22 protein-coding genes are annotated in these 23,359 nt (G+C 58.4%); 7 read left to right on the top strand and 15 right to left on the bottom strand.

The genetic code is table 11. The annotated features are described in order from the left end of the window. Nucleotides 1-51: 51 nt before the first annotated feature. From AAIA72_RS02720 to AAIA72_RS02750, 7 genes are all read right to left on the bottom strand, one after another. A complete protein-coding gene (locus AAIA72_RS02720) occupies nt 52-1,149 on the bottom strand; it encodes an alpha/beta fold hydrolase (protein ID WP_369601916.1) in 1,098 nt (365 codons plus the stop codon). A 193-nt stretch (nt 1,150-1,342) separates the two neighbouring features. After that, on the bottom strand, nt 1,343-2,128 hold the full coding sequence (locus AAIA72_RS02725) for an enoyl-ACP reductase (protein WP_369601917.1): 786 nt from the start codon (nt 2,126-2,128) through the stop codon (nt 1,343-1,345). 5 nt (nt 2,129-2,133) lie between these two features. After that, nucleotides 2,134-3,729: an ABC transporter ATP-binding protein gene (locus AAIA72_RS02730; protein WP_369601918.1), complete on the bottom strand. Its 1,596-nt coding sequence runs from the start codon at nt 3,727-3,729 to the stop codon at nt 2,134-2,136. A gap of 1 nt (nt 3,730) precedes the next feature. After that, nucleotides 3,731-4,774 (bottom strand): ABC transporter permease, encoded by a 1,044-nt coding sequence (locus AAIA72_RS02735; protein WP_369601919.1) that lies wholly within the window; start codon nt 4,772-4,774, stop codon nt 3,731-3,733. After that, complete coding sequence (locus AAIA72_RS02740) at nt 4,771-5,865, bottom strand: microcin C ABC transporter permease YejB (protein WP_369601920.1); 1,095 nt, start codon at nt 5,863-5,865, stop codon at nt 4,771-4,773. Before AAIA72_RS02740 ends, AAIA72_RS02735 begins: the two co-directional genes overlap by 4 nt. Beyond that, nucleotides 5,862-6,422 (bottom strand): ABC transporter substrate-binding protein, encoded by a 561-nt coding sequence (locus AAIA72_RS02745; protein WP_369601921.1) that lies wholly within the window; start codon nt 6,420-6,422, stop codon nt 5,862-5,864. Before AAIA72_RS02745 ends, AAIA72_RS02740 begins: the two co-directional genes overlap by 4 nt. Nucleotides 6,423-6,433: 11 nt before the next feature. Next, nucleotides 6,434-7,666, bottom strand: coding sequence for an extracellular solute-binding protein (locus AAIA72_RS02750; protein WP_369601922.1), 1,233 nt, complete (start codon nt 7,664-7,666; stop codon nt 6,434-6,436). A 159-nt stretch (nt 7,667-7,825) separates the two neighbouring features. Here AAIA72_RS02750 and AAIA72_RS02755 point away from each other — a divergent pair, with 159 nt between their 5' ends. Continuing rightward, nucleotides 7,826-9,262 (top strand): HDOD domain-containing protein, encoded by a 1,437-nt coding sequence (locus AAIA72_RS02755; RefSeq protein ID WP_369601923.1) that lies wholly within the window; start codon nt 7,826-7,828, stop codon nt 9,260-9,262. Between the two features lie 6 nt (nt 9,263-9,268). Here the strand turns inward: AAIA72_RS02755 and AAIA72_RS02760 are convergent, their stop codons facing one another. The 3 genes from AAIA72_RS02760 to gloB are packed head-to-tail and all read right to left on the bottom strand — an operon-like array spanning nt 9,269 to nt 11,718. Then, nucleotides 9,269-10,153 carry a LysM peptidoglycan-binding domain-containing protein gene (locus tag AAIA72_RS02760; RefSeq protein WP_369601924.1) on the bottom strand — a complete coding sequence of 295 codons (885 nt, stop codon included), beginning with the start codon at nt 10,151-10,153 and terminating at the stop codon, nt 9,269-9,271. Beyond that, on the bottom strand, nt 10,141-10,908 hold the full coding sequence (locus AAIA72_RS02765) for a transglycosylase SLT domain-containing protein (protein ID WP_369601925.1): 768 nt from the start codon (nt 10,906-10,908) through the stop codon (nt 10,141-10,143). Before AAIA72_RS02765 ends, AAIA72_RS02760 begins: the two co-directional genes overlap by 13 nt. A gap of 39 nt (nt 10,909-10,947) precedes the next feature. Then, entirely contained in the window at nt 10,948-11,718 is a 771-nt protein-coding gene (gene gloB, locus AAIA72_RS02770; RefSeq protein WP_369601926.1) for a hydroxyacylglutathione hydrolase, read from the bottom strand. A 72-nt stretch (nt 11,719-11,790) separates the two neighbouring features. Here gloB and AAIA72_RS02775 point away from each other — a divergent pair, with 72 nt between their 5' ends. Genes AAIA72_RS02775 through dnaQ form a run of 3 tightly spaced genes read left to right on the top strand, consistent with a single transcriptional unit; the run spans nt 11,791 to nt 13,700 of the window. Next, nucleotides 11,791-12,543, top strand: coding sequence for a class I SAM-dependent methyltransferase (locus AAIA72_RS02775; protein WP_369601927.1), 753 nt, complete (start codon nt 11,791-11,793; stop codon nt 12,541-12,543). 18 nt (nt 12,544-12,561) lie between these two features. Then, nucleotides 12,562-12,987 carry a ribonuclease HI gene (gene rnhA, locus AAIA72_RS02780; RefSeq protein ID WP_369601928.1) on the top strand — a complete coding sequence of 142 codons (426 nt, stop codon included), beginning with the start codon at nt 12,562-12,564 and terminating at the stop codon, nt 12,985-12,987. Then, a complete protein-coding gene (gene dnaQ, locus AAIA72_RS02785) occupies nt 12,984-13,700 on the top strand; it encodes a DNA polymerase III subunit epsilon (protein ID WP_369601929.1) in 717 nt (238 codons plus the stop codon). The genes rnhA and dnaQ overlap by 4 nt, the downstream gene beginning before the upstream one ends. 9 nt (nt 13,701-13,709) lie before the next feature. Here dnaQ and nhaB read toward each other — a convergent pair whose 3' ends face one another. Continuing rightward, on the bottom strand, nt 13,710-15,215 hold the full coding sequence (gene nhaB / locus AAIA72_RS02790) for a sodium/proton antiporter NhaB (protein ID WP_369601930.1): 1,506 nt from the start codon (nt 15,213-15,215) through the stop codon (nt 13,710-13,712). A 242-nt stretch (nt 15,216-15,457) separates the two neighbouring features. On the opposite strand from nhaB, the gene AAIA72_RS02795 reads away from it, so the two are divergent. Further along, entirely contained in the window at nt 15,458-17,164 is a 1,707-nt protein-coding gene (locus tag AAIA72_RS02795; protein ID WP_369601931.1) for a chemotaxis protein, read from the top strand. A 99-nt stretch (nt 17,165-17,263) separates the two neighbouring features. Here the strand turns inward: AAIA72_RS02795 and AAIA72_RS02800 are convergent, their stop codons facing one another. After that, complete coding sequence (locus tag AAIA72_RS02800; protein ID WP_369601932.1) at nt 17,264-17,575, bottom strand: SCP2 sterol-binding domain-containing protein; 312 nt, start codon at nt 17,573-17,575, stop codon at nt 17,264-17,266. A gap of 187 nt (nt 17,576-17,762) precedes the next feature. Here AAIA72_RS02800 and sohB point away from each other — a divergent pair, with 187 nt between their 5' ends. Further along, the gene (sohB, locus tag AAIA72_RS02805) at nt 17,763-18,800 is read left to right on the top strand and encodes a protease SohB (RefSeq protein ID WP_369601933.1); all 1,038 of its coding nucleotides are present in this window, start codon (nt 17,763-17,765) and stop codon (nt 18,798-18,800) included. Between the two features lie 59 nt (nt 18,801-18,859). Beyond that, complete coding sequence (locus tag AAIA72_RS02810; protein ID WP_369601934.1) at nt 18,860-19,849, top strand: YhdH/YhfP family quinone oxidoreductase; 990 nt, start codon at nt 18,860-18,862, stop codon at nt 19,847-19,849. A gap of 9 nt (nt 19,850-19,858) precedes the next feature. Here AAIA72_RS02810 and AAIA72_RS02815 read toward each other — a convergent pair whose 3' ends face one another. The 3 genes from AAIA72_RS02815 to AAIA72_RS02825 all read right to left on the bottom strand — a co-directional run bounded on the left by AAIA72_RS02815 (nt 19,859) and on the right by AAIA72_RS02825 (nt 23,252). Continuing rightward, on the bottom strand, nt 19,859-21,022 hold the full coding sequence (locus tag AAIA72_RS02815) for a cation:proton antiporter (protein WP_369601935.1): 1,164 nt from the start codon (nt 21,020-21,022) through the stop codon (nt 19,859-19,861). A gap of 81 nt (nt 21,023-21,103) precedes the next feature. Beyond that, on the bottom strand, nt 21,104-21,607 hold the full coding sequence (locus AAIA72_RS02820) for a DUF934 domain-containing protein (RefSeq protein ID WP_369601936.1): 504 nt from the start codon (nt 21,605-21,607) through the stop codon (nt 21,104-21,106). Continuing rightward, on the bottom strand, nt 21,591-23,252 hold the full coding sequence (locus AAIA72_RS02825; RefSeq protein WP_369601937.1) for a nitrite/sulfite reductase: 1,662 nt from the start codon (nt 23,250-23,252) through the stop codon (nt 21,591-21,593). Before AAIA72_RS02825 ends, AAIA72_RS02820 begins: the two co-directional genes overlap by 17 nt. Nucleotides 23,253-23,359: the final 107 nt, after the last annotated feature.

Consider the following 23,359-nt stretch of genomic DNA (forward strand, 5'->3'; position numbering starts at 1 on the left):
CCCTCAGTTGCTTGACTGAGCCTGGACCCGGTTTACGCAATTGAGCCCGTTTTATTGCACCCCTTCAAGCGGTGCAAAGAGGTCGCTGCCAATCTCTTCACCCTTGAGAATGGATTCCAGATCGTCCACGGACGGTTCTTGGGAGGGCGCATCAATCAACTGACCCGAGTCGAGAAAGGCCAGTGCATCCTTGAGTGTGTCTTCCGGAATTTCTTCCATCGGCACATGGCCGGCGTCCTCATAAATACGGACTTCGGCATTCGGAATATCCTGCTTCCAGCGTTCGGCCAGCCTGACGGGAACCCAGCGATCCAGTTTGCCCCACATGATCAGTGTGGGCGCCTTGATATTGCCAAAGGGCAGGGGGCGTTCCTTGTCAGAAGCTTCTTTCAGCATCTGAAGCGTGCGAGCGTAGGCTTCCTTGGCCCGGTGGCGCTGAGACATGTAAATGTAGCGCTTTACATGCTCGTTTTTCAGCCGCTTCGGGTCGCCGTAGACCTCCTGGACGCCCAGGGTGACTGCCCAGGGAGGCAGAACGAACTGAGACAACTGAGAGATGACGGGCGCGGTGGCTAGGTGAAACAGCCAGGGCAATTCCTGGGGATAGGCCACCGGATCAAGTAGGATCAGCTTCTCCACCTTTTCCGGGTGTCGGGCTGCATACATGGCCGAGATATAGCCCCCCAGCGAATTGCCTGCCAGGGAGAAGCGCTTGAGTTCAAGCTCATCAATGAAGCGCTCGAAGGTGCTTATCAAAAGGGCGTCATCCATCTGATCCACGTCGAAGTCATCCGGAATGCCCGTCAGACCGTAGCCGGGCACATCAAGCCGGATGACCCGGTAGTCTTTCCCGAGACCGGCTGTCCAGTCGTCCCAGGTGTGCAGGGAGGACATGATGCCGTGGAGCAGGACAATGACCGGCCCGTCGGGATTGCCTTCATCCCGGTAATGAATGTTGAAGCCGTTGACTTCGACAAACCGTGAATCCCGATTGACGTACTCCCGGCGCAAATCCCTTTCGGGAATTTCCGCCACACCCATGGCGTTGGCCAGTGTCGGCGTGTTCTTGAGCGAGAGCTTGACGGCCGAGCAGCCGGAGAGGCCGGCCACGACAACAATAACGAGCAACAGGTATCGGATCAGTGACATGGCAATTCAACACGGTCCTGCGTATCAAGAAGTTGGGTAACGATAACGTGCTTTACAAGATGAAACAGTGAAGCAGTGCCATTTTAGGCGAGCAGACTGGAAAACGGCAGGTCCGGAGCTGGCAAAGGGTGGGCATCAGAGGACTGCCCCGGCAAACCGGGAGGTTTCCGGAGCAGTCAGCCGCCTTCAGCCTTTACTCGGAAGAGGGCATGGCGACGATATTGAAGCCGCCATCCACGAACATGATTTCACCGGTCACGCCGCTGGCCCAGTCCGAGCACAGGAAGGTCGCCGCGTTGCCCACTTCCTGAATGGTCACGTTGCGACGCAGGGGCGTTGCCTTTTCCGCATCGCTGAGCATCTTGCGGAAGCTCTTGATACCGCTTGCGGCGAGCGTACGGATGGGGCCGGCCGAGATGGCGTTGACACGGGTCCCTTCGGGCCCCAGTGCCGCCGCCATGTAACGCACGCCGGCTTCCAGGCTGGCTTTGGCCATGCCCATGACATTGTAATTGGGAATGGCCCGTTCGGAGCCGAGATAGGTCAGGGTCAGCAAGGCGCCATTCCGGCCTTTCATGAGCGGGCGCGCTGCCTTGCCCAGTGCCACAAAGCTGTAGGCACTGATGTCGTGGGCAATGCGGAAGCCTTCGCGTGTGGTGGCCTCGACAAAGTCACCATCCAGCTGGTCGCCCGGCGCATAGCCGACGGAGTGCACCACGATGTCGATGCCATCCCAGCGCTTGCCGATGGCCTCGAAAAGGTCTTCGATCTCTTCGTCGCGGCTGACGTCACAGGGGAAAACCATGTCCGTGCCGTAGTCGGCAGCAAAGCCTTCCACACGTGACTTGAGCTTGTCGTTCTGATAGGTCAGTGCCAGTTCGGCACCTTCGCGATGAAACGCATCAGCAATGCCCTTGGCAATACTGAGTTTGCTGGCGATTCCGACGACAAGAGCCTTTTTACCTGCCAAAATTCCCATAACTTTCAACCTGTCTGAATGTCATCAAAGGCTGCTTCGAGCAGCGTACGTGTGTAGGGATGAGCGGGTGCATGAAATACCTGTGCCGTTTCACCGTACTCCACGACCTCACCCTGTTTCATGACCATGATGCGATGGCTCATGGCTTTGACCACGGCCAGGTCATGACTGATGAAGATGTAGCTCAGTTGCCTGCGCGCCTGAAGCGATCGCAGCAGCTCCACAATCTGCTTCTGAACGGTCCTGTCCAGTGCCGAAGTCGGTTCGTCAAGTACCACCACTTCCGGGTCAAGCACAAGCGCCCTGGCAATGGCGATTCGCTGTCGCTGCCCCCCTGAAAACTCGTGCGGAAAGCGGTCCATCGTATCCACCGGGAGACCGACTTCCTCCAGGGCCCCGGCGACCCGATGGCGTCTTTCATCGGCACTGAGACCCTGAACCTCCAGACCTTCGCCGACGATCTCGGCGACGGACATGCGCGGATTCAGGCTCCCGAAGGGATCCTGAAACACCACCTGAAAACGCCGGCGATAGGGTCTCAATGCTTTCTGATCGAGCCGGTCGATCCGATCCCCGCCGAGCATCACCTCCCCGCGGCCCTGTGTCAGGCCCAGCAGGTAGAGCGCCAGCGTCGTCTTGCCGCTGCCGCTTTCACCCACAATGCCCAGGGTCTCTCCCCGGTGCAATGTCAGCGCTGCATCGCGGACAGCGACATGCTCGTCCGTGACGCGGCCGAACAGGGTTCTTTTTAAGGGAAAGGCGACACGGACACCATGCGCCTTTAGTATGACGGGCGCATCCGTCTCGACCGGCGGTGGAGAGCCGGATGGCTCGGCATCCAGCAAGGCCTGCGTATAGGGGTGCTCGGGATGGCGGAATACCCGATTCGCCGGGCCGGCCTCCACCACCTCGCCGCGGGCCATGACCACGACATCGTGGGCATAGTGTTTCACCACGTTCAGGTCATGGGAAATGAGCAGGACAGCCATGTTGTGCCTGAGCTGCAATTCGTGGAGCAGGTCGAGTATCTGTTTCTGGACTGTGACATCCAGTGCGGTGGTCGGTTCGTCCGCAATCAGCAGTTCGGGCTCGTTGGCCAGCGCCATGGCAATCATGACGCGCTGGCGCTGACCTCCGGACAGCTCATGGGGGTAGCTGCCGAGACGGCGTTCCGGCTCCGGAATCCCGACCTGATCCAGCAGTTCCAGTGCGCGCCGGCGCGCGGCCTCGCCGTTCAGCCCCTTGTGAATCAGCAGTGTCTCGGTAATCTGCTGTTCCACGGTGTGGAGCGGATTGAGCGACGTCATGGGCTCCTGGAAGATCATGCTGATGCGGTCGCCGCGAATCTGGCGCATGCGTGCCTCGGGCACTTCCAGCAGGTTTTCCTCTCCGTAAAGAATCCGGCCGGATTCATATTCCGCTGGTGGCTGGGGCAGCAGTCTGAGAATGGATAGCGCTGTGACGGATTTGCCGCTGCCACTTTCACCCACGACCGCAACGGTCCGGCCTTTGGGGATGTCGAAGCTCACGCCCCGTGTTGCGAGGGTGGTTTGCTCACCATTGCGAAAGGCAATGCTCAGGTCTTCGATACGAATCAGCACGTCAGACTTCCTTGCGGGGATCGAAGGCATCACGTACGGCCTCTCCTATGAAAACAAGCAGGGACAGCATGATCGCCAGCGTCATGAAGGCAGTGATGCCGAGCCAGGGGGCCTGGAGGTTGTTCTTGCCCTGGGCCAGCAATTCGCCCAGTGAAGGCGAGCCGGGTGGCAGGCCGAATCCCAGGAAGTCCAGTGATGTCAGAGCACCGACCGTGCCGGTGAGATTGAAAGGAACGAAGGTCAGGGTGGCGACCATGGCGTTGGGAAGGACATGCCGCCGGATGATGACACTATTGCTGAGCCCCAGGGCACGCGCAGCGCGGACATATTCAAAGTTTCGTGCGCGCAGAAATTCGGCACGGACCACATCCACCAGACTTGTCCAGCTGAACAGTAGCATGATGCCGAGCAACCACCAGAAGTTGGGCTCCACAAAACTGCTCAGGATGATCAGGATGAAAAGTACCGGCAGGCCGGACCAGATTTCGAGAAAACGCTGTCCGAGCAGGTCAATCATGCCGCCGAAGTAGCCCTGAATGGCGCCAACGGCCACGCCCACGACGGAACCAAAGCCCGTCACGAGCAGGGCAAAAATGATGCTGATGCGGAAGCCGTAGATGACCCGGGCCAGGACATCGCGCCCCTGGTCATCCGTCCCCAGCCAGTTCTCGGCCGAAGGCGGGGCCGGTGCGGGAACATCCAGATTGTAATTGATGGTGTCATAACTGTAGCGGATGGGGGGCCAGAGCATCCAGCCATCGGCTTCGATCAGCTTCTGAACTTCGGGGTCCCGGTAATCCGCTTCGGTTTCGAAAAAGCCGCCAAATGTGGTCTCGGGGTAAACCCTGAAAACCGGCACATACCACTCGCCCTTGTACTCCACGAGCAGTGGCTTGTCGTTGGCGATGAACTCGGCAAACAGGGACAAGCCAAAAAGGGCCAGGAAGATCCACAGTGACCAGTATCCGCGTCGGTTCTGGCGAAATTTGGCCCAGCGCCGCTGGTTGACCGGTGTCCACTGTGATGGATGCCAGCGCACCGTCATGTTCGACGCTCCCGGTTTTCAAAGTTGATGCGCGGGTCCACCCATACATAGGTCAGATCGCTGATCAGTTTCAGCAACAGCCCGACCAGCGTGAAGATGTACAGGGTGCCGAACATGACCGGATAGTCCCGGTTGACGGTGGACTGGAAGCCCAACAGCCCGAGGCCATCAAGGGAAAACACCACTTCAATGAGCAATGACCCGGTAAAAAACACGGAGACCAGCGCGGCAGGCATGCCGGCAATCACGATCAGCATGGCATTTCTGAAGACGTGACCGTAGAGAATCCGGTTCTCTTCCAGGCCCTTGGCGCGGGCCGTGACCACATATTGCTTGCGGATTTCATCCAGAAAGGAGTTCTTTGTCAGAATGGTCAGCGCGGCGAAGCCGCCAATCACGTTTGCGGTGACGGGCAGAACCATGTGCCAGGCATAGTCGGCGATCTTGCCGTACCAGGGCAGACTGTCAAAATTTTCGGAGGTGAGGCCGCGCAGCGGGAACCAGTCCAGCCAGGTACCGCCTGCAAAGAGCACAATGAGCAGGATGGCAAACATGAATCCGGGGATGGCGTATCCGGCAATGATCACCGTGCTGGTCCAGACATCAAACCGGGAACCATCCAGAACCGCCTTGTGGATACCCAGGGGGATGGATATCAGATAAATCAGCAGTGTGGTCCAGAGTCCCAGCGAAATGGAGACCGGCATCTTCTCGATCATGAGATCGACCACGCTGCGGTCGTGATAGAAGCTGTCCCCGAAGTCAAACACAGCGTAATTTTTCAGCATGATGACAAAGCGTTCCCAAGCGGGCTTGTCGAAACCGTAGAGCTTCTCGATGCGCTTGATCAGCTCGGGATCCAGACCCTGTGCGCCGCGGTATCCGGTACCTGAACCGGTCCCCGGGGCCGGTTTGAGTTCGGCACCGGTGCCCATGCGGTTCTGAAGATCCGGTGAAATCCCGTGCAGCTTGGCCAGCATTTGTTCCACAGGGCCACCAGGTGCCGCCTGCACAATCATGAAGTTGATCAGCAGGATGCCGATCAGCGTGGGCACCATCAAGGCCAGACGTTTGAGGATATAGCCTGTCATGAGCCGGGCGTCATCCACCAGGTATCAAAGTCAAGACCACTCAGGGGCGCCTTGTCCGGGTGCGACAGTGTTTTCCAGTAGGCCAGCCTCAGATAGGGAATGTGCCACTGGGGAATGACCAGAAACTGCCACTGGAGCACACGATCCAGCGCACGTGTAGCCGCAACGAGACTCTGGCGATTCTGTGAGGTGATGATCTTTTCCACCAGGGCATCCACAACGGGCGACCGGACGCCCGTGTAATTGCGGGATCCGGGTTGTGTGGCGCGGCTGGAATGCCAGTATTCCAGTTGCTCGTTACCCGGGGACAGGGATTGCCCGATGGTGCCGACAAACATGTCGAAGTCGAAGCTCCGGATCCGGTTGATATATTGGGTGGAATCTACCAGCCGGATATGCGCCTTCACGCCGATACGGGCCAGGTTCTGAACAAATGGCTGCACGATGCGCTCGAAATCCTTGCTGACCAGAAGGATTTCAAACTCGAGCGGCACCCCATCTGCGGTTCGGGTCAGCACCCCGTTTTTCATGGCCCAGCCTGCCTGACGCAGGAGCATGACCGCCTTCTTCAGGTTGCCCCGGATATTACCGGGTGTGGGATTTGCCGGGGGGCATAGACCTGGGTAAACACACGTTCGGGGAGCTGCTTGCGGAAGGGCTCCAGCAGTTTGAGCTCCTCACCACCGGGAAGCCCGGTGGCTGCCAGTTCGGAGTTCTCGAAATAGCTCCGCGTACGGGTGTACTGGTTGTAGAACAGGTTGGCGTTGGTCCATTCGAAGTCGAAGGCATAGGCCAGGGCTTCACGTACTACCGGGTCACTGAATACGGCGCGCCGGGTATTGTAGAGAAAGCCCTGCATGCCGACGGGCATGTGGTGCCGGACCTCTTCGCGCACGATCTCGCCTCGCTCAACAGCCGGGCCGGTGTAAGCGGTTGCCCAGTATTTGGAGACGTTCTCATTGCGGAAGTCATAGTCGCCCGCCTTGAATCCCTCCAGTGCAACAGTCGAATCCTTGTAGTACTTGATGGTGATGCGATCGAAATTGTAGAAGCCGCGGTTGACCGGCAGATCCTTTGCCCAGTAGTTGTCCACGCGACGGTAGGTGATGGACTGTCCGGGCTTGAACTTTTCAATGGTGTAGGGACCGCTGCCCACCGGGATGGTGAGATCGGCCTTGCCAAAATCGTGGGTGCGGTAATAGTGCTTCGGCAGCACCTTGAGCTGACCGAGAATCAGAGGCAGTTCACGGTTGTCGCCGTTGGCAAACTCGAAACGGATGGTCAGCGGATCCACCACGACTGCCTTCCTGACATCCCGGTAGTAGGCCCGGTAATACGGCGAGGCCTTTTCATGAGTGGTCAGCATCTCGAAGCTGAACTGTACGTCCTCCGCGGTGATGGGCTGGCCATCATGGAACCGTGCATCCGGGTTGATATGAAAGGTGACGGATGTGCGGTCCGGTGCAATCTCCATGGACCGGGCAATGAGGCCATACTCGCTGAAGGGTTCGTCACCGGCCTGCTTGGTGAGGCTGTCATAGAGCCAGTCCAGCCCGTCTGCTGCCACACCCTTGACCAGAAAGGGGTTGAAGCTGTCAAAGCTGTCGCCGATGGCGGACAGCCGGACGTGGCCGCCCTTGGGGGCGTCAGGATTGACATAACTGAAATGCGTGAAACCGGGCGGGTATTTCAGGTCACCATAGATGGCCATGCCGTGCTGTGGATTGGCCTGAGTCGTCAGCGTGCACAGTGTGAGAACAAACAGGGCGGCAAGTCGAAGCGTCCGGCGAAAACTGAGCATGAAAGCGGTTGTCCTTTGGTTTTTATGTTGAAGCTGTTCTAACCTGAATACAAAGAGCGATGCCCCGGCAGCTTCCGGGGGCTTTAAGTGTGCCGTGTGAAGGACTTGGAGATCAAGCACCGTGTTCCGACTGGACATTAAAACTTTGAAGGGTGTCTCTTGAGCCGGTTTGCCCCCCAGACACTGGATCAGTGGGTAGAAGAGCTGAGCGACATGAAAGCTGTTTCGCTCGGAGCGGTGATTCAGGAGCTCAATCGCCTGACCGCCTCGGATGAAACCTCCCTGAATGAGCTCGCCGATGCGATCATGAAGGATCCGGGGCTGACCGGCAAGGTGCTCAAGGCGGCCAACAGCGTGGCCTTCAACCCGCAGGAAATACCGGTGACGACCATCAGCCGGGCCATCATGCATGTGGGGTTCGATACGGTACGGGCCCTCTGTGTGGGGGCATTGCTGGCGGAGCAATTGCTTGGGCCCGAAGCCAGCGACCAGTTGGTCACCCGCATCGCTCATGCGATCACAGCGGCCACACAGGCGCGAAAGCTCTGTCGCGGGTTTCGTTCCCAGTTGCGTGAGGAGGTCTTTGTTGCCACCTTGCTCTATCACCTGGGTGAGTTGCTTGTCTGGAGCTATCCCCACCCGGTGGTTGATCGCGCCTCGCGGATGCTGATCGAGCAGAATGATGTGCGGGCGGCGGAGAAGGTGCTGGGTGTCCGATTCGCCGAGCTGAGCCGGACACTTGCAGAGCGCTGGCGACTCGGCCAGATCCTCGAGGAGGCGCTGGGGCAGCCGGCGTCCAAAGCGGCGAGGGCGGTCCGTCTGGGCGAGGACATTGCCAGGGCATTGCCTCAGGGGCTGGACAGTCCGGCCATGAAGGCCTGTATCACAGAGGCCTGCAAAGTGCTGGGCCTGGACGAAAGGACGGTCACCGAGGGAATCCGCGAAGGCATTCAGGAAGCGGAAAGTCTGGGCCGCAGTTACGGTGATGCGCGGCTGAATGCGGTACTGGGCCAGCAGACCCGTTCACACATGACGCCGAAGACAGGCCAGGGCAAGCTGCTTGAACCGGACAGCAGCCTGCAACTGAAGATTCTTCAGGACATCATGCAGGCGATGAGCACGGGCATGACTTCAACCGAGCTGTTTCGTCATGTGCTGGACGGCCTCCACAGAGGGGTGGGGCTGGAACGAATCTGTCTCGCCTTGCTCAATCCCCAGCGGACTCAGCTTGCGGCCCGCATAGTAGTAGGGGAGGGAACGGAGACCTGGAAGACGAGGTTTGTCTTTCCTTATGAACGTCAGCGCGGCAGTTTCTGGTACGACATCATGCAGACACCCGGTATTGTCTGGCTGGGGCACCCGGATCACGTTCGCCTCGAAGGCGCGGTACCGCCGGCGCTGCGAGCCCTCATCGGTCCCGGACAGGGCCTGATGGGGCCGCTTGTCACGCAGGGGCGCGAAATCGGATTGTTATATGCAGATCTGCGCTCTTCCGGCAGGCCACTCAATCAGGCTTATGCCGGTGGCTTTCGCTATTTTGTACAGCAGGCCAATCTGTGTCTCAATCTGATGGCACAGCGCGCATCCAGAGCCTGATCTGCGTCAGTTGGTCTGGGTGACGTCCACATAAAGCCGGAGTGACTGTCCCGGTCGCAGTATGGCATCCCGGCGCAGGTCATTCCATTTGACGATGTCCGCCACGGACACATTGAACCGGTCGGCGATCCGGTAAAGCGAATCTCCCGACCGCACCCGGTAGCCCACCTTGCGGATGATGCTGCGCTCTGCAATCTGCCCGCGGACCTGGCTGGCTGAACGTTGCCAGATAACAAGCTTGCGGCCCGGCATCAGCGGATCTGTGGGCGCCATCCCATTCCACTTGGCCAATGCCCGGTGGCTGACTCCGAATTTGCGGGAAATATCCCAGATGGTATCCCCCTTGCGAACGGTGTAAGTGAGCTTTCGTGTATATCCTCTTGGTGCCCGGCTTTGTTTGCGGGCCAGTCGCGCAGCCTGTGACCAGGCATAATATTGGCCGGTCTTGAAGGCTGACGGGATCATCAGCGTCTGTCCGGCCCGGATCAGGTTGCCGCGAATTCCGTTGATCTCCCGGATAACATCGACGGTAGTGCGGTATTTTTTGGCCAAGGTCAGCAGGGATTCCCCGGGTTTTACCCGGTGTCGGGTCCAGTTGACTCGCTCATCGGGCGAAAGCCGGGCCAGCCGGGTCTGGAATATCTCGCCATGTCCGGCGGGTACCAGAAGATAGTGCGGTCCGGTGGGCGGTGTGGCCCACTGGTTGAACCCGGGGTTCAGATAGTACAACTCTTCTAGTTCAATGTCCGCCAAATGTGCCGCCTGAGAGAGATCCAACTGGCCGTTGAAGTGGACGATTTCAAAATAGGGCTCATCGGGAATTTCCGGGAGAGTAACACCGTATTTTTCGGGTTCCCTGACGATGCGGGCAATCGCAATCAGCTTGGGCACGTACGCCGAGGTTTCGGGGGGAGTGACAGAGACCAGAAGTCGGTAGGCTTTCCCCTTGCCTGATTTTTCTTGCGTGCACGCAGCACTGTGCCTGCGCCGGAGTTGTAGCTGGCGAGTGCAAGCGCCCAGTCACCGTCAAAATAGCCGGCGAGACGGGTCAGATAGTCCAGCGCGGCCCGGGTGGAGGCGGCAATATCACGGCGACCGTCGTACCACCAGTTCTGCTTCAACCCGTAGAGACGGCCCGTTGATGGTATGAACTGCCAGATGCCCGAAGCACGACCATGAGAATAGGCGAACGGATCGAAGGCACTTTCCACCACGGGCAGTAATGCCAGCTCTGTGGGCATGTCCCGCTTTTCTGTTTCGGAGAGAATATAATGGAGATAACGCTGTCCACGGGTGAAGACCCGGTTCAGGTAATCGGGATGGCTGGCATACCATTTAACTTGAGCCTCAACCCGGCGGCTGTTCACATCCAGGTTGAGTCCGAAACCGTTACGCAACCGTGACCAGAGTGTGTGATCTGTCACGGCATCTGTCCAGATGCGGGTAGCCTGACTGATATCTTCTTCAAGCGCCAGTCGGTCCGGGATGGGGGCTGTCGGAACGAAAACCGGCTCCTCTATCGGGGAGTCCGGGGCCCGCAGACCCGCAGCATTTGACTTGGAGGGATCAGCCACATCAACAGAAGGGCGCTGAATTGCACAGGCGGAGAGCCCGAGCATCATGGCAACAAGTAAACAGAATCGCATGTACATCGATAGTCCGGTCATGGTTCTGAGCGTAATGGCTCAGGCGGCATCTTTCCAGGCCCGGATTGTAGCAAAAAAGTCAGCAGGATGTTGCAGACGTGTTTCCGTTTGCGACTGAATGGCCCGCTGGAGAACCGGATCGGTCAGTGCGCGGAGAAAGACATTGGTTCTTTTTTCCAGTCCCAGGGTGACAGGCAGCGTGGGCTGGCCTTTGGCCAGACAATCTTCCACCTCTGCCAGGCGTTCCTGGATGGCTTCATCATCCGGGAACAGCCGTGCAGCAAAACGGAAGTTGGCCAGGGTGTACTCGTGAGCGGGATAGAGTCTCGTTTCGTCGGGTAGGGAAAGGATGCGCGCCAGTGAAGCGGTCATTTGTTCTGCGCTGCCTTCGAACAGACGACCGCATCCGCCGGAAAAGAGCGTATCGCCGCAGAACAGTACCGGAAACGCATCGGTGTGGCCGAACCAGGCCACATGGTCAAGCGTATGACCGGGGACTTCCAGCATGCGCAGCGCAATGCCACCCGCTTCGACGGTTTCCCCGTCTTGAACCGTACGTGTCAGTGGCTGAAAACGGCTGGACGCACTGCCGATAACCTCCGGCGACCAGCGCTCGGCAAGTCTGCGGATACCCCCGGTATGGTCGGGGTGGTGGTGGGTGACGACAATGCCTGCGACCGGATGGTTGAGTTTGCCGCTGACGCGCTCCACCGCGGCGGCATCACCCGGATCGACCACCCAGAGGCCCTGAGGAGACTGCCAGCACCAGATGTAGTTGTCCTGAAACGCCGGGATGGGGAATATGGTCATGAATACCGCCTTTCCAATCGGGTCTGCAGGTATTATTGTAGTTCAGGTGAAATTAGGCAATATGGAAGGCACATGCCGGGCTTGACGGCGATCAATGAATTCGAACACTGGTACCAGGGGCCTATCGGCCGGGCATTGCTCGCAGCAGAGCGTGTTGCACTGAGGCAGGCTCTGGATCAATGCCATGGTATGGTGCAGGTCAATGTGTGGATCAGTCACCGGCTGCCCGTCGCAACAGAGGCCATGCTGCCATACCGATGTGACCTGGTGCCTGTCTGGGCGGAGGGTATGCCTGACTCCGCAGTCGTTGCCCGTTATACGGAATGGCCTGTTGCCAATGAGTGTGTGGATGTGCTGGTGCTGCACCACAGCCTGGACTTTTCCGAGTCACCTCATCAGACACTCAGAGAGGCCCAGCGGGTGCTCCGTCCGGGCGGTCAGCTTTTCGTCGTGGGTTTCAATCCCTGGTCAACCTGGGGTATGAGAAAACTGCTGTCACGGGGCAGAAAGGGGCCCTGGGCAGGGCACTTCATCAGTCCGGGCCGCCTGAAAGACTGGCTTTGCCTGCTGGATTTTGAACTCACGGAGAAGGCGCATCATTTCTTTCTTCCCCCGCTGGGGAGTTTCAGCTGGCTGAGCAAGCTCGCGTTTCTGGACCGGATCGGACCGCGCTTGCGTTTGCCCACCGGCGCCTTCTATCTCCTGCAGGCCATCAAGCGTGTTCCCGGCGTCATGCCCTTGCGTCCGCAATGGAAAAAGAGGACACTTGCCGGCTCCTCTGTTGTGCCTCAGGTGGTCCCGTTCAAGCCCAATGAAGACTGTTGAAATCCATACTGACGGAGCGTGCAAGCAAAATCCAGGCCCGGGAGGCTGGGGGGCCATATTGCGCTATGGTCGTCATCGCAAGGAAATCTGGGGGGTGAGCCGGAAACCACCAACAACCGCATGGAACTGATGGCTGCCATCGAAGCACTCAGGCAGCTCAGATCCCGTTGTCGCGTGGAACTCTATACGGACTCCCAGTATGTCCGAAAGGGCATCACCGAGTGGATCGGGGGCTGGAAACGGCGCGGCTGGAAGAATGCCGCCGGCAAGCCGGTCAAGAATCAGGATTTGTGGCAGCTTCTGGATGACCTGACGCAGAAGCATGAGGTGCATTGGCACTGGGTCCGGGGGCACTCCGGACATGCCCTGAATGAACGGGCGGACGAACTGGCCAACCGCGGCGTCACCGGCTCCGGTGAACAAACCATCGAGGAGGACGCATGAGGCAGATTGTTCTGGATACGGAAACCACCGGCATTGATCCGAAAGAAGGTCACCGTATCATTGAAATCGGCTGTGTTGAGCTGATTGAACGCCGTCTGACCGGTAACCACTTCCATGTCTACATCAACCCCGAGCGGGAGGTGGAAGAAGAAGCGCTGGCCGTGCACGGCATCAGCAACGAGTTTCTGGCCGACAAGCCTGTCTTCAGGGAGATCGCCGGATCCTTCCTTGAATTTATCCGCGGCGCCGAGCTGATCATACACAACGCGCCCTTTGATGTGGGATTCATCGACCACGAGTTTGCCCTGCTCAATGATCCGCGATTTGGCACGGTGGCGGACATCTGTACAGTGACCGATACCCTGGTGATGGCCCGGCACAAGCATCCGGGGCAGCGTAACAGCCTGGATGCCCTGTGCAAGCGGTATGGCATCGACAACAGCCATCGCGAACTGCACGGGGCCTTGCTGGACGCCGAGATTCTGGCAGATGTCTATCTGGCCATGACGGGAGGCCAGACATTGCTTTCACTGGGAGGCGGGGACGAAGGCGCTGACGACTCTGCGGCGGAACCCATACGGCGTCTGCCGGCCGACCGGCCTCGTCTGCGCGTGATTCACGCGTCAGAGCAGGAACTGGCGGCCCATGAGGCCAGGCTTGACGATATTGCAAAGGCCGCCGGGAAAGTGATCTGGCGTGAGCGGGAAGCCTGAGCACGACGCTCAGGCGGCCACCACAAAATGAACCAGCAGATACCCGCTGACACCCAGTACGACGGTATAGGGTAGTGCCATCCAGACCATCTTCCCGTAGGAAAGCCGGATCAGCGGCGCCAGCGCTGAGGTCAGCAGAAACAGAAATGCCGCCTGACCATTCGGGGTGGCGACGGATGGCAGGTTGGTGCCCGTGTTGATGGCGATGGCCAGGGTTTCGAAATGTTCGCGGCTGATGGTTCCTGCCTTGTACGCGGCCAGCACCTCGTCAATATAGACCGTTGCGACGAATACGTTGTCGCTGATCATGGACAGCACACCATTGGCCACGAAGAACATGCCAGCCTGAATGGACGGGTCAAGATTCAGTACGGCGTTGATGATGCCGGTGAACAGATGCTGGCTGTGAATCACGCCCACTATCGCAAAGAACACCACCAACAGCGCAGTGAAGGGCAGGGACTCCTCAAAGGCCTTGCCAATCTGATGCTCCTCCGTGATACCGGTTCCCGCTGTTACCAAGATGATGACCATGAGGCCGATCAACCCTACCTCCGCAAGATGAAAGGCCAGAGAAAAGACCAGTAATACGGCAACAATGCCCTGGACCCACAGGCTGGCCTTGTCCCTGGGTTTGAGCTTTTTCTGTTCGTGCACCTGGAAGTCTTCCAGGATCCCGCGAACAGATTCCGGCAGTTCGGCGCCGTAATCAAAACGTCGCATTTTCTCCAGCAGGACACAGGTCAGCAGACCCAGCACCAGCACCGGCATGGAAACGGGTGCCATGCGAACGAAGAATTCCACAAAATCCCAGCCCAGCTTTTCGGCAATCAACAGGTTCTGTGGCTCCCCAACCTGCGTGGCCACGCCACCGAGCGCGGTACCGACAATGCCGTGCATCAGCAAGCTGCGCAGGAAGGCCCGGAATTGCTTCAGATCCTCGGCATGATGTTTTCTCAGGCCATGGTCTTCGGTGTGATTGTGATCGTCCCAGTATTTCTTGCCTGACGCGATCTTGTGGTAAACCGAATAGAAACCGACGCCCACGCTGATGATCACGGCGGTTACCGTGAGTGCATCCAGGAAGGCGGACAGCAGTGCAGCCGTCAGACTGAAGAAAACGGAGAGCAGGATCTTGGAGCGGATGCCCAGAATGATCCGGGTGAAAATGAACAGCAGGAGGGATTTCATGAAATAAATCCCTGCAACCATGAAGATGAGCAGAAGAATGACGCCGAGATTGTTCTCGACTTCGGCAAGCACCCCTTCCGGTGTCACCAGCCCCATGATGACGGCCTCCAGCGCGAGCAGACCGCCCGGTTGCAGGGGGTAGCATTTCAGTGCCATGGCCAGTGTGAAGATGAATTCAACGATGAGCAGCCAGCCCGCCAGATACGGGCTGAAGGTAAAGATCAATGGATTGATCACCAGAAACGCGATGATGGAAAACTTGTACCAGTCGGGTGAGTGACCGAGAAAGTTGGCAAAGAATGCCTGGGGCAAGGTTCTGACCATGAGTGCCTCTCCGGATAAAGCGGATTTCACAAGGGAGTTTAGACCAGGATGGCCGGATCTGATGGAGAATTGAAAAAAATGTGCTAACTTGATGGAAGGCAGAGGGATTTATCCGATTTTTTGCGCCACATCCGGTAAAAAAAAGACACAAACCTTTCCTTGAGACACTTGAAGTATGTGTTATAAGTGGTTCATAAGTCGGTTTTTTCGGCCCGCAAACATAAGGAAGGCAGACTCATCTGATGGTCGAAACATCACTCAAGGCAAAGCAGTCCAGTTCATTCAATCTGGTTCAGCAGGAAATACTGCATACGATTGACCAGGCTGAAGCCAGTCTGGACCGCTTTCAGGAAAACAGGGAAAGTGGCGAAGATCTGCAGAATTGTGTGGATGACCTCAATCAGTTGCGGGGCATCTTTACGCTGATCGAACTCAATGGCGGTACGGTGCTGTGTCAGGAGGCGGTGGCGCTGGCCAACGAGGTGCCGGTTGGCGCGAGCGAGGACAAGAACCCGCTGCTGGCAGCGCTGAGTGAAGCGCTGTTCGTTCTGCGTCGCTACACGGAATACTTCGAGCACCGGCGGGAAGACCATCCGGAGCTGCTGCTGCCCATGATCAACCGTCTGCGGGAAGCCCGGAATGCCCGGCCGCTTCCCGAAAGCTATTTTTTCGAAGTGGAGTTTCACCCCAACAGTCCCACTCCGATCCCCAACCTCAATCTCTCTCAGGGTCAGTTTACGCGCCGGGCGCGTCAGCTCAGACTCATGTATCAGGTCGGGTTGCTGGGGCTCTTGCGTAAGCGGGAAGTCGAGAACAGTTATCGCCTGATAGAACGCGCAGCGCATGGCTTTTGCAGGCTTGTCAGCACAGAGTCCGCCATTCATACACTCTGGGAGCTTGTGGAAAAGGCGGCCTGGTGCATGCGTGAGTACGATATGCTCCTCTCGGCCAATCGTCAGCGCCTGTTCATGAAAGTCGAAACTTATGCCCGTGAGCTGGCGCGTATCGGTATTGTGGCGGCGGCCAAAAATGTGCGCGAGACCGTTGCCCGGGACCTGCTGTATATCATCTGGCTCAGTGGCAGTACCGATGAGTCCGTGGTCAGCCTGCTGTCACGCTTCGGGATACAACCCACAACATTCAACGAGTCCAAGCTCTCTGCGCATCGCAGCATGCTGATGGGGCCGGGGAGTGATGTGCTTCGGTCGCTCGGCAAGGCCCTTCAGGAAGAACTGGATCAGGTCAAGGACCGGCTCGATATTCTGGAAAGGGGGCTGGAGGACGACCCTGACGCCATGAATCAGCTCGCATCAGCACTCGGACGTCTTGCGAATACCCTGCTGATGCTGGATCTCAGGCAGCTCAGTGACCTGCTCGTGCGTCAGCAACACCGGCTTGAGGGCTGGTCGCGTCAGGCTATCCGGCCTCGGGAAGAAGATTTGCTGGAAGTCGCTGATGCCATTCTCGGTGTGGAGCAGGCCATTCTGCAGCTTGAAGATGACGGCCTGACGCATGAAACGGACAAGCGTGCCACAGTTCAGACCACGCTGGAAACCAGCCCCTATCTGACCGAGGCCCAGCTTGTGGTTTACAGGGAATCTCAGGCCGCACTGGCACTGGCGAAGAAGGCCATCACCGCCTATATCGAATCAGGTGGCGACAAGCTTCACCTGGCCAACGTGGTGCCCACACTGCAAGGTGTGGAGGGGGCGCTCATCATGATCGAGCAGAAACGCGCAGCGAGGGACCTTGGTGCCTGCGCGCAATGCATTCAGGACAAGCTGGTCGACGCCGAGAAGCGCCCGGACAGTCACTTCCTGGAAACCCTTGCGGACGCGCTGACGGCACTGGAATACTATGTGGACAGCCTGAACCGTTCCGAAGTCGGTACAGTCGAGTTGCTGAAGCTGTGTGATGAGAGCCTCAGGCAGCTTGGCTATGCCGCCTGATTTTCAGGCATTGCCGGACAGATAGTAAAAACTGTCATCAACCGACAACAAAAGGGGCGCCCGAGGCGCCCCTTTTGGGTGATGCTGAAGCGAATCGGCTTACATGCCGAACAGTTCGCCCAGTTTCATGGCCAGCATCATGTCGCCTTCAGCGCGCAGCTGACCGGCCATGAAGGCCTGCATGCCATCGGTTTCGCCGTTGACGATGTTCTGCAGCGTTTCACCACTCATGATCAGGGTCACAGAGGGGTCTTCATGGTTGCCGGCGCCCAGCTCGCAGGTACCATCCTTCACGACCAGGTAGTAGTTGTCGCCATCTTCAATGTCGAACTGGAAAACCAGATCCAGGCCAGCAGCCGCGTCGGCATTGAAGTTGTCTTTCAGTTTTTCAAAAATCTGAGCTACAGACATACGATCATCCTTCTTGTGGAGTGTCACGGTAATTGATGATGGACCAACATGGAATTGGTGCTATGACTGTATGATTAAAGCGTTGACGGTGTCAACAGTTAATCATACGCTTGTTTGAAAAATGCCGCTTGCAGGGCGTCACAACACCCCCATAATGAGGCTTTCCCAGTGATTCAGGAGTACAACCTTGGAGTTTCTTAGCGAATACGGACTGTTTTTGGCAAAGGTCGTGACCTTCGTGGCCGCGATTGCAGTGGTCATTGCCATGATTGTGGCCTCAAGGCGTGAGCAGGGGGCGAGCAAAAAGGGACATATTGAAGTTGAAGACCTGAACGAACGTTTCAGGGAAACCCGTCAGGCCATGGAAGAGGCCATGCTGAGCGAGGAGGAGGCCCGGCGCAAGCGCAAGGAAGAAAGCAAGGCAAAGAAGAAGGCGCGCAAGAAAAAAGACAAACCGGATGACGAGGCAGAAAAGCCGCGTGCCTGGGTACTGGATTTCGACGGCGACATTCAGGCGTCTGATGTGGCCAGGCTACGCGAGTGTATCACTGCCGTGCTGGGCGTTGCCAAGGCCGGTGATGAAGTGGTGGTCCGGCTGGAAAGTCCGGGTGGTGTGGTGCATGGTTATGGCCTGGCTGCCTCCCAGCTCGAGCGTATCCGTCAGCGGAACATACCGCTGACCGTCTGTGTGGACAAGGTCGCCGCCAGCGGCGGTTATCTCATGAGCTGTCTTGCAGACAAGCTGGTTGCCGCCCCCTTCGCCATTGTCGGCTCCATCGGTGTGGTGGCGCAGTTGCCCAACTTCCACCGGTTACTGAAAAAGCACGACATCGACTACGAAATCTTTACGGCCGGAAAGTACAAGCGTACGGTCACGCTGTTTGGTGAAAACACCGAAGAGGGCAAGCGCAAGTTTCAGCAGGATCTGGAGGACACGCATGCCCTGTTCAAGGAATTCGTCCACCGCTACCGGCCAGCCGTCGATATCGAGGCGGTGTCCCAGGGGGATATCTGGTACGGTGTCCGGGCACTGGAGAAAGGTCTCATTGATGAAATCAAGACCAGCGACGACTATATCCTTGAACTGGCCTCGACCCACAAGGTGTTTCACGTGGACTGGGTCGAGAAAAAATCATTGCCGGAACGCCTGGGGCTGGGACTGGCAGCCTTTGTGGACCAGGGTGTGACGAGCGTGTTGCGCCGTTGGCCGGGCCACGGCGCCTGAGCGCCGGGGAAACATAATGTTCAGGGTTGTTCCGGATACCGAACGGATAAGGAGACGAGATGACGACTTACAAGGCCTGGCAAGTCCGGGAAACGGAGGATGGGTGTTTTGTCGGCCAGGTGGAGGATCTTCCGCTGGATGGCCTGCCCGATGGCGATGTACTGATTGAGGTGGCATGGTCCTCGCTCAACTACAAGGACGGACTGTCCGCTTCCGGTAACCGGGGTGTCACCCGGAACTACCCCCACACGCCGGGAATTGACGCGGCGGGCCGGGTGGTCGAAAGTCGGTCTGACAACTTCAGGCCCGGTGATGAGGTGATTGTCACTGGCTACGACCTGGGCATGAACACGCCGGGTGGTCTGGGACAGTACATTCGCGTGCCGGCAGAGTGGGTCGTGCACCGTCCCGAAGGCTTGACGCTCCGGGATGCCATGGTGCTGGGTACGGCGGGACTGACCGCCGGGCTGTCAGTTCAGGCCCTTCAGGAGCGGGTGACCCCCGACATGGGGCCGGTGCTGGTCACCGGGGCAACCGGTGGCGTTGGGGTAGTCGCCGTGGCGTTGCTGGCACATCTGGGGTATGACGTTGAGGCCGTTTCCGGTAAACCCGACGCCAGGGCGGTACTTTCACCGCTCGGTGCGGCGCGTGTCAGTGGTCGCGAGCGAATCAACGAGCTGAAAGACAAGCCGCTGCTGCGTCCGGAATGGGCGGGTGTCGTGGATACGGTCGGCGGTGCCCAGCTGGGCAAGCTGATCGCGGCCACCATGCATTCCGGTGCGCTGACCACCTGCGGGATGGTGGCCGGGACGAGCTTCGAGAGCAGCATCTTCCCCTTCATTCTGCGTGGCGTCACCCTGTATGGCATCGATTCGGTCGAAATCCCGCTGGCACGGAAGGCGGCCATCTGGGAAAAGTTTGCCAGTGAGTGGGCGCTGGATCTTGCCGGGCTCACCCATGAGATCGGCCTGGAGGGTGTGGGAGAGGCCATTGAATCGCTGCTCAATGGCACACATAGTGGCAGGACGGTCGTGAGGCTGGGCGACTGACTGCCGGCCTCAGTCCCGTCGCAGGGCATCCGAAATGGCGATGGGGCTGGGGTATCTGAGGATCACCATGTAGGTATTGATCGCGAACATGGCAATGGCGGTTGCCTGGACCAGCATGGCCGCCGTATCACCCATCAATTGCTTGCTTTGGGCCAGAAAGACCAGCAACAGGGAAAACTCGGAAATCTGGCCCAGACGCATCCCCACCTCCTTCGCATCGGTCGGACGCTCTCCGGTCCAGACCAGCAGCCGTGCAAACACCAGAGGCTTGATCAGCAGCAGGACCAGGGTCAGGGCGGCCACGGGCAACCAGACCTCGGCAAGCAATGCCGGGTTGAAGCCGGCACCCAGGGTGAAGAAGAACATGACCAGGAAAAAGTCGCGCAGTGGTTTGAGGCTTTCCGCGATGTAGCGGGTGACCGGCGTGGTGGCCATGCTGACGCCACCCATGAACGCGCCGATTTCCAGAGACAGCCCGACATATTCGGCCAGGAAGGCCATGGCCAGACACCAGCCGATGGTGAGCAGGAAGAGATATTCGTGATACTTGTCGAAGCGTCTGAGCAGAGGGAGGATGGCAAAGCGGACACCGAGCAGTGCTGCGGCGGCCAGCAAGGGTAACCCCACCAGTGTCCGTGCCAGGGTCACCAGGATATCTCCGTTGCCACTTCCGGCCACAAAGATCAGTGTCACGATGGCGATCAGGTCCTGAAGCAGGAGCAGGCCCACGACTAGTTCACCGGTATGGCGGTGATGCAATACCGTGGTCGGCAGCAGTTTGATCCCGATGATGGTACTGGAAAAGATGACCGCCAGTCCGACCAGTACCGATTCCGTGACCGGCCAGCCAAAGGCCACGCCGATCCCGAAGCCGGCAGCCCAGAAGGCCAGTGAACTGCCTATGGCCACGCCGCTGGCCTGTTTCAGCACATGCAGCAGCGCCTTGGGCTGCATGTCCAGGCCAAGCAGGAAGAGCAGGAAAATGATGCCGATTTCCGCGATCTGGCCGAGCAGCGTGGCGTCCGTGATCCATCGGGTGCCGTGGGGGCCGATCAGGATGCCCAGGGCAATGTAGGCCAGGATGACGGGCTGGCGCGTGAAGAGAGCGACTGAGGCCAGCACGGCGGCGCCTGAAAAGATCAGGAAAACGGAATGCACCAGATGTGCGTCCATGAACGCTCCTTGAAAGTCGGCTGGTGTCAGTATAGCGCGGGAAGTGCTTCGGGAGCGAGGGGCGCCACGGCGCCCCGGTGATCATGCCCGGCTACGGAACAGGGGCAGTGGCTGATCGACTGCACCCTGATAGCACACGGAAAAGGTATCCAGTGCGGAAAGTGCGTCTTCAAGGTCTTCGCCATCTGCCAGGGCAAAGGCATTGAATCCGCAACGCTTGAGGTAGAACAGCATGTCCTTGAAGATATCGCCAAAGGCACGCAGTTCCCCCTTGAAACCAAGGCGCTCGCGCACCAGGCGTCCGATGCTGTAACCCCGGCCATCAGCGAAGACGGGGAAATGTACGGCGATCACGGCGAATGCCTCCGTATCACCGGCCAGCACTTCCGGCTCCTCGTCGGAATCGAGCCAGACACCCAGCGTGGACCGGTCCCTTGCAGCAAGTTCCGCCTTCTGGGCCAGCCAGGTGCTCAGCGGGACAATGACATGTCCCTGCGGCACCTGCTGACTTTCCGGCATGGTGGTCTTGGGCAGGATCTGCCAGACGTCATCAATCAGCTGGCGATCCTTAATGAGCTTTGGCATAGACGCGCTCCTTGAAGGGCTGGATGCCCACACGGCGATAGAATTCGATGAATGATTCGCCTTCCACACGGTTTTCGGTGTAGACAGACAGAATCTTTTCAATCACATCCGGCATTTCATCCCGGGCGAAGGAGGGGCCGAGGATGGTGCCGAGGGAGGCATCCGGGCCGGAGTTTCCGCCCAGGGAAACCTGGTACCACTCTTCGCCCTTCTTGTCGACGCCCAGCACTCCGATGTGGCCCACATGGTGATGACCGCAGGCATTCATGCAGCCGGAAATGTTGAGATCCAGATCGCCCAGATCATAGACGTAGTCCAGATCATTGAAGCGCTGCTGAATGGCTTCGGCAACCGGGATGGACTTGGCGTTGGCCAGTGCGCAGTAGTCGCCGCCCGGGCAGCAGATGATGTCTGTCAGGGTATTGAGGTTCGGCGTCGCAAAGCCCAGTGGCCTGAGCTCGGTCCAGAGTTCATGGAGGCGACGCACTTCCACGTCCGCAAGGACAATGTTCTGCTCGTGCGTAACCCGGGCTTCGCCGAAGCTGTAGCGATCGGCCAGATCGGCGATGGCTTCGAGCTGATGATCGGTGACATTGCCCGGCGGTACTCCGGTACGCTTCAGGGTGAGTGTGACGATGGCGTAACCCGGCATCTTGTGAGGGTGGAGATTCCGCGTCAGCCAGTTGCGGAATTCGGCGTTGCGCCCGGCTTCTGCCTCCACATCCGCATCCTTCTCCGGCAGATCCAGATAGGGAGGGGCCGTAAAATGACCGCTGACACGCTCGATTTCTGCGTCGGTCAGCGTTTCAGGACCGTCCCTGAGGTGCGCCCACTCGGCTTCGACCTTTTCGGCAAAGGCTTCGGGGCCCAGGGCCTTGACCAGAATCTTGATCCGGGCCTTGTACTTGTTATCCCGACGACCGTAACGGTTGTACACCCGCAAAATCGCTTCCAGGTAGGTCAGCAGATGCCTGGCCGGCAGGAACTCCCGGATGGCGCTGCCGAGGATCGGGGTGCGGCCGAGACCGCCGCCAACCAGTACGCGGAAACCAAGCTCACCTTCCGCATTGCGGACAATCTGCAGGCCAATGTCGTGCACCTGGATGGCTGCACGGTCAGAACGCGGACTGGCGTTGACCGCAATCTTGAACTTGCGTGGCAGAAACGCGAACTCGGGGTGAAAGGTTGACCACTGACGGATGATCTCGCACCAGGGGCGGGGATCCGTCACCTCATCTGCAATCACACCGGCGAACTGATCAGTGGTGGTGTTGCGAATGCAGTTGCCCGAGGTCTGAACGGCGTGCATTTCCACTTCGGCCAGCTCTTCGAGAATATCGGGCACGTCTTCAAGCCGCGGCCAGTTGAGCTGCACATTCTGGCGTGTCGTGAAGTGCGCATACCCCTTGTCGTAATCGCGGGTGATGCGGGCCAGACGTCGGAGCTGGGTGCTGTTCAGCATGCCGTAGGGGATGCAGATCCGCAGCATGGGCGCATGACGCTGAACGTACAGTCCGTTCTGAAGGCGCAGTGGCAGAAAACGGTCTCCGGAGAGCTTGCCCTCAAGATAGCGTCTTGTCTGGTCTCTGAATTGCCGGACCCGTTCGCGAATCAGGGTGCGGTCGTGATCATCATATCGATACATGGGGGTTAGTTTCGGTCAGGTTAACGAGTACAGGCAGGAACGATAGCAAGATCGCCTTATAATTAAAACGATTAATTATCTATATGTTAAGAGCGGTGGGTAATAAA

The sequence above is a fragment of the Thermohahella caldifontis genome (genome assembly GCF_041153465.1).
Taxonomy (GTDB): Bacteria; Pseudomonadota; Gammaproteobacteria; order Pseudomonadales; family Oleiphilaceae; genus Thermohahella; species Thermohahella caldifontis.